General features: G+C 38.9%; 12 protein-coding genes. 5 read left to right on the plus strand and 7 right to left on the minus strand.

Features of this window, described 5'->3' with window-relative positions:
• Positions 1-193: 193 nt before the first annotated feature.
• The 4 genes from Q4503_RS08120 to Q4503_RS08135 are packed head-to-tail and all read right to left on the minus strand — an operon-like array spanning position 194 to position 3985.
• On the minus strand, positions 194-1183 hold the full coding sequence (locus tag Q4503_RS08120) for an ABC transporter ATP-binding protein (RefSeq protein WP_303601943.1): 990 nt from the start codon (positions 1181-1183) through the stop codon (positions 194-196).
• The gene (locus Q4503_RS08125; RefSeq protein ID WP_303601944.1) at positions 1180-2181 is read right to left on the minus strand and encodes an ABC transporter ATP-binding protein; all 1002 of its coding nucleotides are present in this window, start codon (positions 2179-2181) and stop codon (positions 1180-1182) included. The genes Q4503_RS08120 and Q4503_RS08125 overlap by 4 nt, the downstream gene beginning before the upstream one ends.
• Positions 2178-3047 (minus strand): ABC transporter permease, encoded by an 870-nt coding sequence (locus tag Q4503_RS08130; protein WP_252727470.1) that lies wholly within the window; start codon positions 3045-3047, stop codon positions 2178-2180. The genes Q4503_RS08125 and Q4503_RS08130 overlap by 4 nt, the downstream gene beginning before the upstream one ends.
• Entirely contained in the window at positions 3044-3985 is a 942-nt protein-coding gene (locus tag Q4503_RS08135; protein WP_303601945.1) for an ABC transporter permease, read from the minus strand. Before Q4503_RS08135 ends, Q4503_RS08130 begins: the two co-directional genes overlap by 4 nt.
• A gap of 205 nt (positions 3986-4190) precedes the next feature.
• Here Q4503_RS08135 and Q4503_RS08140 point away from each other — a divergent pair, with 205 nt between their 5' ends.
• Together Q4503_RS08140 and Q4503_RS08145 are read left to right on the plus strand one after the other, a co-directional pair.
• The gene (locus tag Q4503_RS08140; protein WP_215972974.1) at positions 4191-4973 is read left to right on the plus strand and encodes a class II glutamine amidotransferase; all 783 of its coding nucleotides are present in this window, start codon (positions 4191-4193) and stop codon (positions 4971-4973) included.
• A 35-nt stretch (positions 4974-5008) separates the two neighbouring features.
• Positions 5009-7708, plus strand: coding sequence for a LuxR C-terminal-related transcriptional regulator (locus Q4503_RS08145; protein ID WP_303601946.1), 2700 nt, complete (start codon positions 5009-5011; stop codon positions 7706-7708).
• 81 nt (positions 7709-7789) lie between these two features.
• Here Q4503_RS08145 and Q4503_RS08150 read toward each other — a convergent pair whose 3' ends face one another.
• Positions 7790-8917, minus strand: coding sequence for a PQQ-dependent sugar dehydrogenase (locus Q4503_RS08150; RefSeq protein ID WP_215972976.1), 1128 nt, complete (start codon positions 8915-8917; stop codon positions 7790-7792).
• 288 nt (positions 8918-9205) lie between these two features.
• Positions 9206-11185 carry a methyl-accepting chemotaxis protein gene (locus tag Q4503_RS08155; RefSeq protein ID WP_303601947.1) on the minus strand — a complete coding sequence of 660 codons (1980 nt, stop codon included), beginning with the start codon at positions 11183-11185 and terminating at the stop codon, positions 9206-9208.
• A 501-nt stretch (positions 11186-11686) separates the two neighbouring features.
• Between Q4503_RS08155 and ubiE the strand changes: the two genes are divergently transcribed.
• From ubiE to ubiB, 3 genes are read left to right on the plus strand one after another with little or no spacing between them, the layout of a single operon-like run.
• Positions 11687-12478 carry a bifunctional demethylmenaquinone methyltransferase/2-methoxy-6-polyprenyl-1,4-benzoquinol methylase UbiE gene (ubiE, locus tag Q4503_RS08160; RefSeq protein WP_303601948.1) on the plus strand — a complete coding sequence of 264 codons (792 nt, stop codon included), beginning with the start codon at positions 11687-11689 and terminating at the stop codon, positions 12476-12478.
• A 36-nt stretch (positions 12479-12514) separates the two neighbouring features.
• Positions 12515-13123, plus strand: coding sequence for an SCP2 domain-containing protein (locus Q4503_RS08165; protein WP_215972979.1), 609 nt, complete (start codon positions 12515-12517; stop codon positions 13121-13123).
• On the plus strand, positions 13120-14757 hold the full coding sequence (gene ubiB / locus Q4503_RS08170; protein ID WP_303601949.1) for a ubiquinone biosynthesis regulatory protein kinase UbiB: 1638 nt from the start codon (positions 13120-13122) through the stop codon (positions 14755-14757). The genes Q4503_RS08165 and ubiB overlap by 4 nt, the downstream gene beginning before the upstream one ends.
• A gap of 13 nt (positions 14758-14770) precedes the next feature.
• Here ubiB and rep read toward each other — a convergent pair whose 3' ends face one another.
• Positions 14771-16789, minus strand: coding sequence for a DNA helicase Rep (gene rep, locus Q4503_RS08175; protein WP_215972981.1), 2019 nt, complete (start codon positions 16787-16789; stop codon positions 14771-14773).
• Between the last annotated feature and the right edge of the window lie 136 nt (positions 16790-16925).

Consider the following 16925-nt stretch of genomic DNA (forward strand, 5'->3'; position numbering starts at 1 on the left):
TAATTGCTCTACTTTGGCAATAACAAATAGCTAAATTTCACCTCAATCACGAGTCTCTGACCAATAAATTAAGGATGAAATCAGCAAAAGCAATCACTAGATAAGCATATGCCCCATCAGACATGCTTTGTGCTTACTCGGTTAGCTAATAAGTATGACTTAACCGATATTCTAGGCTAAGTCATCCTCTTTTCTAAGCTTCTTCTTTCGCGAAATGACAAGCTGTTTTGTGCCCTAGGCCTTGTACTTCTAAGGCTGGCTCTTCACTTGTACAAATAGGTTGAGCGATTGGACAACGAGTACGGAAACGACAACCTGAAGGCGGGTTTGTTGGACTCGGAATATCACCTTTCAAGACAATACGATTATTGATAGCATCTGGGTCACTATTTGGTACTGCGGATAACAATGCTTTGGTATAAGGGTGCTTAGGCGAATTAAAAATACTCTTTTTATCAGCAATCTCAACAACTTTCCCTAAATACATTACAGCAACATGTGTCGATATATGCTCAACAACAGCTAAATCATGGGCAATAAAAAGATATGCAATCCCGAGCTCTTTTTGCAAGTCCACCAGTAGGTTAATCACTTGAGCTTGTACTGAAACATCAAGCGCTGATACGGGTTCATCAAGAATAATCAACTTAGGGTTTGTTGCCAACGCACGAGCAATCCCAATACGTTGTCGTTGACCGCCTGAAAATTCATGCGGAAATCGATCGACCTGATCCGCACGTAAACCAACACGTTCAAATAAGTCTTGTACTCTATTCTTCAATTCGTCGCCGCTTTTTAAGCCATAATTCCCAATAGGCTCTGCAACCGTTTGGCCAACAGTACGACGTGGGTTTAATGATGCAAACGGGTCTTGAAACACTACTTGTAAATGCTTCCTTAATGGGCGTAATACCTGTTCAGAAACATGTGAAATATCCTGCCCGGCTAATTCAATTGTACCTTTTGTTGGTTCAACTAGACGCAAAATAGAGCGTCCTACGGTTGATTTACCACAACCACTTTCCCCAACAAGCCCCAAAGTTTCACCTTCAGCAATACTAAAACTAACGCCATCAACTGAACGTACAACACTCGCTTTTTGACCAAGCATTCGGTCAATAATACCTGTGCCACCAATCTCATAATGTTTAACCAGATCTTTGACAACTAATATATCGCTCATCGCGGTACTCCAACTTTTTCGCTATGCCAGCACGAAGCCAAATGGCCCGTGTTACCAACAGGTTGTAATTCAGGTGCATCTGTTCGGCATTTATCTGTCGCCAATGAACAACGCGGAGCAAAAGCGCAACCTATGATTGGCTCAAGTAATGAAGGAACTGTTCCTGGTATTTCTGTTAGCCGAGCCTGAGAGTTTGTGTCACCTAATCGTGGCATTGCACCAAGCAAACCTAAGGTATAAGGGTGCTTAGGGGTTCGCAATAAATCACGCACAGGTGCTTCTTCAATTTTTCTTCCGGCATAAACCACAATAACGCGATCAGCCATTTCAGCAACAACCCCCAAATCATGCGTGATTAAAAGAATTGCGGTACCTAAACGGTTTTTTAAATCTCGCATTAAATCTAAAATCTGCGCTTGTATTGTTACATCAAGCGCTGTAGTGGGTTCATCCGCGATAAGTATTGAAGGAGTGCAAGCTAACGCCATTGCGATCATTACACGCTGACACATTCCTCCTGACAGTTCATAAGGATATTGATCTAAGCGCTTTTCAGGTTCGGTAAGCTGTACAAATTGCAACATTTCCAACGCACGGGCACGAGCAGCCTTTTTGTCAAGATGCTGATGTAGCTGCACCGCCTCACAAATTTGCTCAGCTATTGTCAGTACAGGGTTAAGACTAGTCATTGGCTCCTGAAATATCATCGCGATTTCATTACCGCGAATTTTTTGCATTTCACTCTCAGTCATACTGAGAATCTCTCTATCGTTGAACTTAATAGAGCCACTATCAATTTTACCCGGCGGATTAGGAATCAAACGCATCAATGCCAACGCACCAACGCTTTTTCCTGAGCCAGATTCACCAACAATCGCCAAGGTTTCACCTTCATTTAAGGAATATGAAAAGTTTTGCACTGCTGGAACATTACCTCGCTCGGTACGAAAAGTAACCGAGAGGTCTTCTACTGTGAGTAAAGGATTTAATTTTTTCATGTGCGACTCACAAAACGAGGGTCAAAGATATCACGTAAGCCATCACCTAGTAGATTTACACCCAGTACAGTAAACGATAACGCTATACCTGGGAACATTACAATGTGCGGCGCGATTGAGAATACGGTGCGACCTTCCGCAATAATATTACCCCAACTCGGTGTTGATGGCGGTGTGCCAGCACCAATAAAGCTCAATATAGCTTCAGTCAATACCGCTGAGGCAAATATATAGGTCGCCTGCACAAGTAAAGGGGCCAAGGTATTAGGCAGTATATGTCGCCATAAAATCAGAATAAAAGGTGTTCCTGCTGTAATAGCCGCCTCAACATAAGGTCGTTCTTTCAATTGCAATACAACACTACGAACTAACCTAGCAACCCTAGGAACTTCCGCAATTGAAATAGCAATAATGACATTTTTCAAACTGGCGCCAGTCAAAGAGATTAATGCCACAGCAAGTAAAATAGAAGGGATTGCCATTAAGCCATCCATTACTCGCATAAGTATCTGGTCAACCCAGCTGACAAAACCACTCAGAATACCAATGAGTAAACCGAAGAAAATACCGATAACGACAACACCAAGCCCTACAGCAAGAGAGATACGTGCTCCGTAAATTGTTCGGCTATATACATCACGGCCAACTAAATCACCACCGAACCAAAATTCAGTACCCGGGACTTCCAGTCGATTAAAAGGCGCAATCGTTTGTGGGTCAATAGTACCTAACCATGGGGCGGCAATAGCAGCGAAAACTGCAATAGCCAACATAGCACCACCAATAATAATATTAGGATATCGCTTCCAAATTCGCATAAGACCGGTGGGCGAAGATGGGGTCTGTGTTATTGCTGAAATACTCAATATTTAATCCTCGGATCAAATAAACTATAACTGAGATCTATAAGTAAATTAACCACAACATAGGTTGCAGAAAATACCAATATAACTCCCTGTATCACGGGATAATCTCGACGAAGAATGGCATCAACCGTTAAACGACCTAGCCCTGGTATATTGAATACAGTTTCTGTCACAACAACACCACTAATCAACAGAGCAAAGCTAATGCCTATAACGGTAACAATAGGAATCGCAGCATTCTTTAATGCATGTCGAATCAACACTCTACGTACCGAAAGACCTTTCGCTCTAGCAGCTCGAATATAATCTTGATTTAGTATTTCAAGCATTGTAGTACGTGTAATTCGGGCAATAAGCGCAGCGTTAATTATACCGAGTGATAACGCAGGTAAAATAAGATGTTCCAAGAAAGGGCCAATACCATAAGCAATGGGTACATAGCCTTGAACGGGCAATAGCTTCAAGTCAACCGAAACTACAGCGATTAGGATATAAGATAAGACAAAGACTGGTATTGAAAAACCAAGTACCGCGAAACTCATCGCCATACGGTCAATCAAGCCACCTGCACGCCACGCAGCAATAACACCAAGAGGTACAGCAATTGTTACCGCAATAAATAACGAAGCGATTGTCAACGCTATTGTTGGCTCTAGTCTTTGAACTATTAATTCCATCACCGGCCGTTGAGAGAAAATAGAGATACCGAGATCCCCTTGAAACACACCACCGATCCATTGACTAAAACGAACCAGAAAAGGCTGATCCAGACCAAGTGTGCTACGTAAACGATTAATATCTTCTATAGAAGCTTGTTCTCCTGCTAATACGGCAGCAGGATCACCGGGCGTTAAATAAAGCAGTGAAAATACGATAATGGCGACAATTGCCATCACCGGAATTGTTGCTAATATTCGCCTAATGACCAGCGCTAGCATTTACAAACTCCTAGGCGCAGAACGTTTGTTGTAAAGTAATTTAACATGCGACTCTCGAACAGTAATTTTCAACTATTATGTCCTTATAGTCGATAACTGTACAACTACCCCTTAGGGTGGTTTGCTGAGATACCCTAAAGACTATCCTTTTAATAGGCGCTATGCAGACTTACATGGCGCACCAATAATAGGATAAACAAAATTAATGTGTCGTTGGTTGGCTTATATCGGAGAACCCAGACTTATAGAACAATTTCTATATGATGGTCCACATTCCCTGTGTGAACAGGCATTACATTCACATAAAGCAAAACTCGGTGTACATGGCGATGGTGGAGGCTTAGGCTGGTATGGTAAACCAAGCGCTCCTGGCTTGTATCGAGATGCTGGCCCTGCATGGGCTGATACGAATTTGCGGGAATTAACCCGTGTCATTGAAAGTGATGTTTTTTTTGCACATGTGCGCGCTTCAACTGGCGCAGGTAACTTATTGGTAAATTGCCATCCATTTCGCGCTGGTCGATTGTTATTTATGCACAATGGCCAAATAGGTGGCTTTCATCTTTTACGGCGACAGCTGTTATCAATGCTATCAGATAAGAGTTTTGACTGTATTGAAGGTGGTACCGATAGTGAATTGTTATTTCAACTCATGATCACTTTTGGCCTTAGAGAAGACCCAGATAACGCGATTAGAAAAACCATTAGCGTGGTCGATGAATTACGACAGAAAGAAAACATTCAAGAAGCTTTTCGCGCAACATTTGCAATAACCGATGGAAAAACTTTACGGGTCGTAAGGTGGGCTTCAGATACATACGCACCGTCTTTATATATAAACCAGACACAAAGCGGTACACTCGTCGTATCAGAGCCATTAGATGAAGATATTTCAAAATGGGTATCCGTATTGCCGAACACTTTAGTACGCCTTGAGTTACAAAACAATAATGAAGTTAAGGTACATAGCGAGTTGTTTTTAATATAACATGATAAATAGTTTACAAAAAAGTTGTCATTGGTATGAAAACTAAATTTATTACCCCTATTAGCCGTTCAAAAATGATGAATCGGCATAAGCTATTAAAATCAAGCAAAAATAAACGAGAACCCAAACTGACATTAGTTGCTGCGCCCGCCGGTTTTGGTAAAACGACATTGCTAACTCAATCACGAGAAAGTTTACTGTCTGATGGTTATTTAGTTCCTTGGATATCTCTCGGTGCCGACGATTGCAGTGTTTCTAATTTGCTAAGAAATATTGTCGAAGCTATTCAATATGCAATCCCAACCTTTGGTGCTCGAACAGCACGAATTATTAGTGCTTGCGCTCGCCTTGATGTCACTCGTACACTGAGCGATTTGGTTGAAGACATACGTGATACAGAAGCTCCATTAATTTTGATTCTTGATGATTATCATTGTGTTAGTGGTGGCGAAACGGATGAGTTGATCGAATTATTGCTAAACCTTGCCCCTGAAAATTTTCAGATGATTGTTGCCTCAAGAACACGACCACAGTTTGGTTTAGCCGCACTGCGTGTTAGAGATGAGCTACGAGAAATAACGCCTACTCAATTACGATTCGACTTATCTGAAGCGTCAGAATTTCTCCTGGAAATTCGTAATTTAGGCTTAAACGACGATCAAATTGAAAAAATTCACCAGCATAGTGAAGGCTGGGTTGCAGGTCTGCAACTTGCTTCCTTATCCCTACGAGATCCTGAACGACGAGACGGATTTATCGAGTCTTTTTCCGGTAGCTTACAGGATATTGCCGAATATTTGGCAAGTGACGTACTAAACCAACAACCCAAAGCAGTACAAGAATTTCTATTGCGAACATCGGTGTCCAATCGTATTAACGGTGAGCTTGCCGCCTACCTAACAGGTAATGATAATGCTCCTACAATGTTGGAAGAGATCGAACGTGATGGATTATTTGTATCGCCGTTAGATCAAAACCGAACATGGTATCGCTACCACCAGCTTTTTCATGAATTCTTGCTTGCTGAGTTACGTCGACGTCACCCTGGCGAACTAGTTTGTTTGTATCGTAAAACAGCTATATGGTTTCAAAAACAAAACTTATCACGTGAAGCTGTTGAGTACGCATTACTCGCCGGCGATTTTAACATTGTAACCACATTAGTAGAGCAGCAATCATGGATAGAGTTAATGGCAGGACGCATGCCGCAAGTTATCACTTCGATTCGTAGAATTCCAGATGACGTGCGTAACGAAAACCCTAAAATACTCTACTTGTTAGGTACAGCACTTTACCATGCGAATAGCGCCGATGAGAGTGACGACGTACTGTCAAAAATGATTTCGCTTGTTGATAAGCAAGAAGCCTCTGCAGCATCAGACGAAAGTAAATACTTAAGAGAGCAAACACGTTTATTGTCGGCTGGCATAGCTATTGCCAGGGACGATCCTCATAAAATAATTGAACTACTCTCAGATGAATTTTATTACTTAAGTGACTTTGAACGTGGGCTTGCCTGTAATTTTCTAGGTTATGCACTATCGGAATTAGGTGAATTCGGGCCAGCAGCAAAAACCTTATCTGATGGTAGACACTATCATTTATTAGCTGGTTCAGAGTTTGGTGCTATTTACTCAGAGTGCTTCTTAGCGTTAACGGACTTTTCTAATGGTAACTTGGATCATTGTTTTGCACGCTTTTCTCCCGAAAGTAGAAGTTTTTCGAAAGAGAAGTACGTGGCACCGATACCGCAAGTAATTCAGGGTATTGTCTTATACCAATGGAATAGAATCGATGAAGCCCTAGAATGTTTACAGCCTAACCTGCCTTTAATTGGCGAAGTTGGTTTTACCAAATTACTCGTGTTTGGCTATACCGCACTGGCTCGAATAAGTGGCTTACACGGTGATCATCGTGCGGCAATGCGTTGTTATGATTTAATTGCCGCTGTAGGCGCTCGCTGGGGTGCTCCTTATGAACGCCATCAAGCACTAGTTGTCGGTGCTCGCATTGCTTACCTTTTACAAGCAGAACGCCTAAATGAAGCCTTAGATCATGCACTAATTAATGACATAGATGTAGACGCCGATACTTTATCACTACCGGCAGAATGGGCTCGTAAGCCTTGTCGAAACGCACTCACTTGGGCAAGGCTACAAATAGCCACGGGCCGACCTGAAGTGACACTTCCTGTGTTGGCTGAGTTACGCAAACTTGCCACTGAATCACGTTGGGGAATGCGTGTCCTTGAATGTTATATTCTTGAAGCTCGCGCTCGATTTTTACAAGACAAAATTAAAGCGCGTAGTCTAGTTGATGAGGCACTTGCAATTGCCGCGCCCAACCATTCCGTGCGTTGTTTTGTTGATGAAGGTAGTGAAATTGACTCATTACTACTCGATTTACGACAAAGTGAAATCAAAGGTTGGTCGTCTTCTAAAAGAAGTTTTTTGGAGGATGTTACTCTATCAATCGTAACCGAAGAATCTGAAGAAGCTGAGGTTACTAATAATATAAGCCCTGTTGCTGGTTTAATTGAACCGCTCAGTGATAGGGAGTGCCAAATATTAGGGCTTATTTCCGCCGGTTGTACAAACAATACAATTTCCACAACCTTGTTTATTAGCTTAAATACCGTTAAATGGCATTTGAAAAATATTTTTGGCAAACTTGGCGTGAATAATAGAACTTCTGCAGTAGCTGTCGCTCGACAGCTAGACTTGATACCTATGTAAAAATCGATAATAGCTACTTAAACCTTGAAGTGTCCTATATATAATCTATAGTGCACTTCAAGGCGCTACTTTGGAGTTAACTTAATTACTGACACTCATCGGCAGCAAACGGGAAATACCTTCGCCATCCACGCCTAAATAAATATAACCATCACTCCCTTGAATCACATTTCGATATCTACCACCAGTTTCAGTTACTACCTTGGTTTGTTTTACTACTTTGCTATCTTTCACTTCTAATAATACTAGGTGATTAAATTTCAATGATCCAAGCAATATTTTCCCTTGCCATTGTGGATATTTATCACTGGTAATAACTGCCATACCAGACGGTGCAATAGAAGGATCCCAAAAAAGTTTAGGCTGTTCCATCCCAATTTTTTCAGTCAAGTCCGTAAATGCTGAGCCATTATAATTAACACCGTAACTTATTATCGGCCAACCATAGTTTTTCCCTGCTTCAATTAAATTAACTTCGTCTCCGCCCTTTGGTCCATGTTCATGTGACCATATGACTCCTGTATCACCTAATTTAACTAATCCTTGAGGATTACGATGTCCATAAGAAAAAATAGCTTTTTTCGCACTATTACTCTGAACAAATGGATTATCATCCGGAATAGAGCCATCTAAATTTAAGCGATATATTTTACCGCCATCACGCGATAAATCTTGTGGATTTAAATCACGTGCTCCTCTGTCGCCTATTGAAAAATAAATATAATCATCATCTACCACTATTCGGCTACCATAATGTGAGCCTTTGGTGGTATTTCCTTCACCTTTATAAAGAACTTTTTGCTGTGTAAGGCGATTATTTTTTATGTCTAATTTAGCTTGCATTAATGCCGTATGACTGCCTTTACCCTCACCTTCAGGGCTAGCATACGAGAATAATATCAAGTGATTTTTTTCATAATATGGATGCAGAGCAATATCAAGTAAACCACCTTGATTATTTACATGTATTTTCGGTAAACCTTGAATTTCAATGGCGGGTTCATTCTCTGTTAATAAAAACAAGGTACCCGAACGTTCAGTCGCTAGCATTTCTCCACCGGGGAGTTGTACCATACCCCAAGGAATCGATACCTCTGGCCACATTAACTCAGTTTTATAAGTACCTTTATTCTTTTCTAAGTAAATAGAATGCTTTGCGTGTGCTGTTGATGATAAAAAAATCAACACAGTTACTATCAAATATCTCATAGTGTTCCTTATAATTTAACTCGGATTATTTGGCTATGGTGCAAAATATATAAACCTTACATAAGAAACAGTAGACTTTTATCGTGTTGAAATCAATAAAGCCAATTGACTCATATTTATCGATAACACTACCTGATTTTTTATAAACCAATAAGAAAACAAAAGCTTAGCTCAATAGTTTAAATAAAAAAGCATCGTTAAAAACGATGCTTGACACTATTTGACACAATTTTAATCACTGCTAAGCTGACGAAGCTATATCAAAAAAGCTTCAGCCAATCGCGACATTTACACCTTAAATGTACTTGCTATATCTTGTAACGAAGCAGCTAGCCTTGCCTGCTCTTGCGCTGTCAGTAATATTTGGTTTGCACCGGCCGTTGTTTCTATTGATTTTTCTTCAACAGAAACAACATTTTTTGCAACATCTTGAGTGACAAGGGCTTGCTCTTCTATAGCCGTTGCAATTTGATCTGTCATCGCAAAAATATCACCTACTGATACAGTGATTTCTTCTAACATGTGCTCAACATCTTTCGAATTACTCACCGCATCAACCGCTTTTTTCTGACTAGTTTCAATAACATTAAAAGCAGAGTTGGCATCATTTTGTAAGGAGCCAATAAAGCTCTCAATTTCAGCTGTCGACTCTTGAGTACGTTGAGCTAAGGTGCGTACTTCGTCAGCAACAACCGCAAAGCCACGCCCTTGCTCTCCTGCTCTTGCTGCTTCAATTGCAGCATTTAAGGCCAATAAATTTGTTTGTTCCGCAACCGCTTTAATTACATCAACAACACTGGTAATTTTTTGACTACTTTCATGCAACTTATGAATTCGTAGGGCTAAACTATCAATTTCATCTGCTAGTGCTTCAATTGAATGGTAAGCTTTTTGTACTATGCATAAGCCATCTTTCACCTTCTCGTCAGCATTTTTGGCTGAATTAGCAGTGTTTTGCGTATTTTCTGCCACTTCATTTACCGTAGCAGAAAGTTCTTCAATAGCGGCCGCAATTAAGCCAATACCGTTTTGCTGCTCAAATAACGATTGAGAATTATATTCACAAGTTTGTGCCGTCTCTTCTGCTGCTGACGCCAAAGTTAAGCTTGACGATGATATATCAGTAACAACATGAGCAAAGCTATCAATAGTTGCATTCAGCGCAATTGAAATCTGCCCTAATTCACTACTGCCACCATCAGGACTATGCACGGTTAAGTCATTTTCGTCTCGTACTTTTGATAAAACTATCGTTAAGCTACCCACCCTGCCAGTTAGCTCCTTAATCACATAAACACTAATGACTAATGCCAAAATTATCAGAAAAATACTAGCAATACTATTCACTAGCATGCTGATAAAAGCATCATGCTGCTTTGTTCTAACTAATGCTAATATTCTCTTATCCAACTGATTTTCTATTTTTTTTAGTTGTCCAATACGTTTGGTAGCTTGTTCAAACCAGTATTCAGCATCAACACTAAAATCAACTTGCTTGTCGCGAGCAATGTTTCGCATTTTATTTACGGCTGTTGACGAACTATGCGCTAATTGTTGATCAAAATAGGCCTTGTTATCCGAGTTACTAAAATATTTAAAGTTATCAAAATAGGTATTTTGTTCACTAACTAGCGTAATAAACTTAACAAACATACCTGGGCCAAATTGATTTTGGGCAAAGGTATTACTTAATACTGCACGCTCAATTCCCGCACGTTCTTTACCTTGTAAAAAGCTAAAATATGCGATGGTTTCTTTAGTAATAAGAGCATCCGAACTGATTTCAACGTTTAAAATAGCAACACTTAATAACTTTTTATTCAATTGAGTATAATAAGAAATAGCTGCGGTATTGGATATTAACTGGTTATCAACTTGTTGACGTATAGTGCTTAGCTGTTGAATTAGTTCAGTTATCGAAGAGTTCAACTGTACTATACTAGGTAAGGTAAAATCATGATCTAGCCAAAAACTCTCATATTTAGCACGTTGTTGGTCGGTACTTCGGCGTTGGGCGTTCAAGCTATTAACAAACTTAGCCCCTTTAGAGCCTAAGAAACCAGCTGTCATGCCTCTCTCTTTCTGTAGTTCATGCACTAAATCACTATAAACAACTGATAGTTCAGTTAAAGGTGCAATAGTTTGCATCTCGCTTTCAATTTTTATCGTGTCAAATATAGTGCTAATACTTAACCAAAGAAATCCTAAAGCAGGTAAAGCCAATAAAGTAAAAATTTTATTCTTAAAAGAGAGATCAGAAATATTCATCCATGTTCCAAAGGTTTGTATTAAATTAAAAACCTAATCATTGTATGTTGTAATAAAATGATAATTAAGCTCTAAATTAGACTTTATCTTGATATAAAACAATTAAATAGTAATTGACACACAAGAAAACTAATGCTTTATAATCAATGTATTACACAATTTTAAGGTAAAAAAAAGCCGATAGCAAAGCTATCGGCATATTAGCTATGGGGGAGAGCTAAAATATAAAATTATTACAAAAAGAGTTCATATAAGGAGAACAAAAAGAATTATAGAGTATATACTCTAAAAAGACAAGTTGAATATGTAATTAAATTACAATTATGTTATTTTTATTCTTTATCTACATGTAGGTTTTAACTACAGCGCATTATCGTGATAATTTTTAACTGATATTCAGCACTAACGAGTGTTTTAAATCAATAAAAGACACTTCGATATTTGGTTATCCTACTGACATAAAGTAAACTATTACCAATTTTCGTTATTAGTGAATAAAAGATGCCTGCTCAACAACAAAATCAATCACCAAAGCAACCCGAACCGTCGTCAGAAAACACCACTCACTTTGGTTACAAAACCATTGATAAAGAGGATAAAGTGCCTATGGTGGCAGGTGTATTCCATTCGGTTGCAAAGCAATATGACGTAATGAATGATTTAATGTCATTTGGTATTCATCGCCTATGGAAACGCTTTACGATTGATGCGAGTGGTGTACGACCTGGTAATAGCGTTTTAGATTTAGCTGGTGGTACCGGTGATTTAACGGCAAAGTTTTCTCAATTAGTAGGTAAAGACGGTAAGGTTGTACTAGCTGATATTAACAGTTCAATGCTTAATGTTGGCCGCGATAAGTTACGCGATAAAGGTTTAGTACAGAATATAAAGTATGTGCAAGCGAATGCCCAATACTTACCTTTTGAAGATAACACTTTTGATATAGTCACTATCGCTTTTGGTTTACGTAACGTTACTGATCAAGATATGGCTCTGCGCTCTATTTACCGTGTATTAAAGCCAGGTGGTCGTCTATTAATACTAGAGTTTTCTAAACCTGAACATGAATTACTTAATAAAGCTTACGACTTCTACTCATTCAATATCTTACCAAAAATGGGGGAATTAGTAGCAAAAGATGGCGACAGTTATCAATACCTTGCTGAGTCAATTCGCATGCACCCTAATCAAGAAACATTAAAAAGTATGATGGATAACGCTGGTTTTGAGCAAACGAGTTTTAAAAACTTAACCGGTGGTGTAGTCGCTTTACACAAGGGTTATAAATTTTAATCAGGTATTATTAACCGTAAATACAGGGTTATTATCATGTTACAGCAAGTCTTCACTGCGTCAATAGAGTTATTAATTAATAAAGTATTAGCATTAAATACTGAGAAGATTGATCTAAAAAAGTTAGAACAAAAAACCCTCTCAATTTTTTTGTCTGAATTAAAGTTTCCAATTAGTTTAACAATTAATGCTAATAAAATATTGGTCTCTGGACTAACAGAAAATGTTGATTGTACGGTAAAAACAAGCATCAAGACCTTACAAGTATTAAAAGCCGAACAACAGTTAACAGAACTAATTAAACAAAATAAACTTGATTTAACTGGAGATATAAAAGTTGCTCAACAATTCATGCAGCTGGCAGAAAGCCTAAATATTGATTGGCAAAGCGAGTTAGCTAGCCATATTGGTGATGTACCAACACACAAGTTAATGCAACTAGGTAAGCGTGTTGCAGGAAAATTACAATTTGCGAGTAAACAAATTAAAGCAGATGCTAGCGAGTACCTAGTGCATGAACAACGCTTAGTAGTTACTCGCAGCGAACTTGAAGCGTTTAATCAACAAGTCAGCCAAGTGAGTAAACACGTTGATAACATATCAACGCGACTCGATGCATTAACCAAAGGATATTCAAACACGTGAGTAACAAACGACTATATCGCATTGTTAAAACATTTTTAGATTATGGTTTGGACGAGCTGGTACCCAAGAAAATGTTACCGTGGTACGCAAAACTTGGACGTTTATCTTTATTTTGGTTACAAAACAAACACAAAAATAAAACTGTTGCTCAACGTTTCCGCCTAGCAATTGAAGAGCTAGGCCCTGTCTTTATTAAATTTGGACAAATGCTCTCAACCCGTCGTGACTTATTACCACCTGACTTCGCTGATGAATTAGCCTTATTACAAGATCAAGTTACCCCCTTCGATGGTGAGCTGGCAAAAGCAATAATTATTGAAGCCATGGGTGCTGAAATATTTGAGCAACATTTTAGTGCTTTTGACGTTAAACCCCTTGCTTCGGCTTCTATTGCCCAAGTTCATACTGCAACCTTAATTGATAATGATAAAGAGCAGAATATCGTTATTAAAGTACTGCGTCCAAATATAGGTGAGACGATTCTAGCCGATATAAAAGTGATGTCACGTATTGCTGCTGTAGTGGCTCGATGGCTACCAGACGGTAAGCGCTTACGACCCGTTGAAGTCGTTGCCGAATATAAGAAAACTATTTTAGATGAACTAGATCTTAATCGAGAAGCGGCAAATGCTATCCAGTTAAGACATAATTTTGAACAGGGACGAAACTATGACAATGTTCTTTATGTCCCTGAAATATACAGTGAATATAGTTACAAAAACATTCTAGTAATGGAACGTATTTACGGGATTGGGGTCGGTGAAATCAACCAATTAAACGACCTAAATGTTGACATGAAATTACTCGCTGAACGTGGTGTAGAAGTATTTTTTACACAAGTTTTTAGAGATAGTTTCTTCCACGCAGATATGCACCCAGGTAATGTTTTTGTTAATGCGACCAACCCAACAGATCCTACTTGGATTGCTATAGATTGCGGTATTGTAGGTACATTAAACCGAGAAGATAAACGTTACTTAGCAGAGAATTTCGTTGCCTTTTTCAATAGAGATTATCGTAAAGTAGCACAACTGCATGTTGATTCTGGCTGGGTACCGGCTAACACGAGTGTTGATGAATTTGAATTTGCAATTCGCGCAGTGTGTGAACCTATCTTCAATAAACCTTTATCTGAAATTTCTTTTGGTCAAGTACTCGTCAATTTATTTAACACCGCACGTCGCTTCAATATGGAAGTACAACCTCAGCTCGTTTTATTACAAAAAACCTTACTTTATATTGAAGGACTAGGCAGGCAGCTGTATCCACAATTAGATTTATGGCAAACAGCTAAACCGTTTTTAGAAAATTGGGTAAAAGAGCAGATGGGTGTTAAAGCTGTCTTTACAAAAATAAAAGACAACATACCTTTTTGGAATGAAAAACTACCCGAAATGCCTGATCTTATTTATGATTATTTAAAAGCAGGCAAAGAAAGCCAACTTCAACATATGCAATTAATAGAGCAAATAACCCAACAACAACAAACAAACAATCAGCGTTTAATTTTCAGTGTGTTAACGGCAGGTTTATGTATCACTTCAGCCCTGCTATTAGACCAAAGTAACAACATATTTGCGGCTATAAGTGCTGGCGCAGCGGCCATTAGTTTTATTTATTGCATTAAAAAATAAAACACGCTCTCAATTACTTACCTTTAGCTAATTGCGCTCTTAAACTTGCCATTCCTTGTTTATTGGCCTGTTCTTTATGGACTTGTGTTTTCTTCACTTGTCCTAACTCCCAGTTTAAATCATCTTGTGGCAGCTCATGCAAAAAGCGACTGGCTTCAGTGCGTGATACTTCACCAAACTGACGACGTTCACGCGCGTAAGTAAATATTAACTCACGTTGTGCACGCGTTATGCCTACGTAAGCTAAGCGACGTTCTTCTTCAACACTGCCTTCATCAATACTAGTTTGATGAGGTAGTAACCCTTCTTCCATACCAATTAAAAATACATAAGGAAACTCTAAACCTTTTGATGCATGCAAAGTCATTAATTGTACTTGATCACTATCATCTTCATCTTCATTACGCTCCATCATATCGCGCAACGTTAAACGAGTGACAATTTGCGGTAAAGTCATTGGCTCTTCATCATCGGAGCCTTCAAGCATTTGCGTAACCCAGCTAAATAGCTCGGTAACATTCTTCATCCGCATTTCAGCTGCTTTCGCACTAGGCGAAGTGTCATAGAGAAAATCTTCATAATTGATTTCTCGAATCATTGAGCGTAATACTGCCGCTGTATCGCCACGCTCTGCTTGATCAGCAACATCAACTAACCATTGTGTGAAAGCTTGCATTTTCATTAATGCACGCCCTGTTAATGTTTGCTCTAACCCCAATTCAAAACTCGCGGCAAACATACTTATTTGACGCATATTAGCGTAATTACCTAACTTTTCTAATGTAGCAGGACCAAGCTCTCGCTTCGGTACATTAACAATACGTAAGAAAGCATTATCATCATCAGGGTTAACCAATACACGTAAATACGCCATAACATCTTTAATTTCAGCACGAGAGAAAAACGATGTGCCGCCACTAATTTTATAAGGGATACGGTTTTGCATTAATGCTTTTTCTAATAATCGAGATTGATGATTACCACGATATAAAATAGCATAATCTTTATGGCGGCTTCGATTCATAAAGCGATGACCAATCAGCTCACCAATAATGCGCGAAACTTCATCTTCTTCATTTTTAGTTTGTACTACACGCAGTTCTGGCCCATACGCTAATTCACTAAATAATGCTTTATCGTAAACATGCGGATTATTCGCAATTAATATATTGGCACATTTTAAAATACGGCCACTTGAACGATAATTTTGCTCCAGTTTAATCAGCTTAAGTTGAGGAAAGTCTTTACCCAACAAGACTAAGTTTTCAGGTTTAGCACCACGCCAAGAATAAATAGATTGATCATCATCCCCTACCACCGTTAAGCGCCCACGTTCACCTGCAATGAGTTTTACTAATTCATATTGACTCGCATTAGTATCTTGATATTCATCGACCAACAGATAACGGATTTTACTGCGCCAGCGTTCACGCACCTCAGGATAGTTTTTCAATAACAGTGTAGGAATAAGAATTAAATCATCAAAATCAAGCGCATTGTACGCCTTCATATGCTGATGATACCGCTGATAAAACTCAGCGAATTCTTGAGAGCTGGCATCATTTGCTATTTTTAAAGCTGCATCGGGTAGTAATAAATCATTTTTCCAGTTAGATATTTTACTTTGTAATTGACTCAATAAATCTTTATCACCATCAAGCTCATCTAAGGTTAATTCTTTTAATAATGAAAGACTATCTTGATCGTCAAACAGTGTAAATCCTGGCTTATAGCCTAGTGTTTTAATTTCTCGACGTACAATATCGAGCCCAAGCGAATGGAAAGTAGAAACCGTTAAGCCACGCGTTGACTCCTTACCGAGCATTTTGATAATACGCTCTTTCATTTCTCGCGCAGCTTTATTGGTGAAGGTTACAGCGGCAATATTACGTGCTTTGTAATCACACTTTTGAATTAAGTAAGCAATTTTTTGACAAATAACTCCCGTTTTACCTGAGCCAGCGCCAGCCAATACAAGGCAAGGACCACTAACATATTTTACGGCTTCGTTTTGTCCGGGGTTAAGTTTCATAATTGCAGAAATGATTAATTTTAAGGACAGTAATTTTACCTGTTTTTACTCGTTAGCAAAACAGTTACAATGTGTTCAAGTGAAATTTTGTGTAATTATTTGGATCGTTATTTTATATAAATAGTAGATAAGAAAT

The sequence above is a fragment of the Colwellia sp. 6_MG-2023 genome, from assembly GCF_030547765.1.
Lineage (GTDB): Bacteria > Pseudomonadota > Gammaproteobacteria > Enterobacterales > Alteromonadaceae > Colwellia.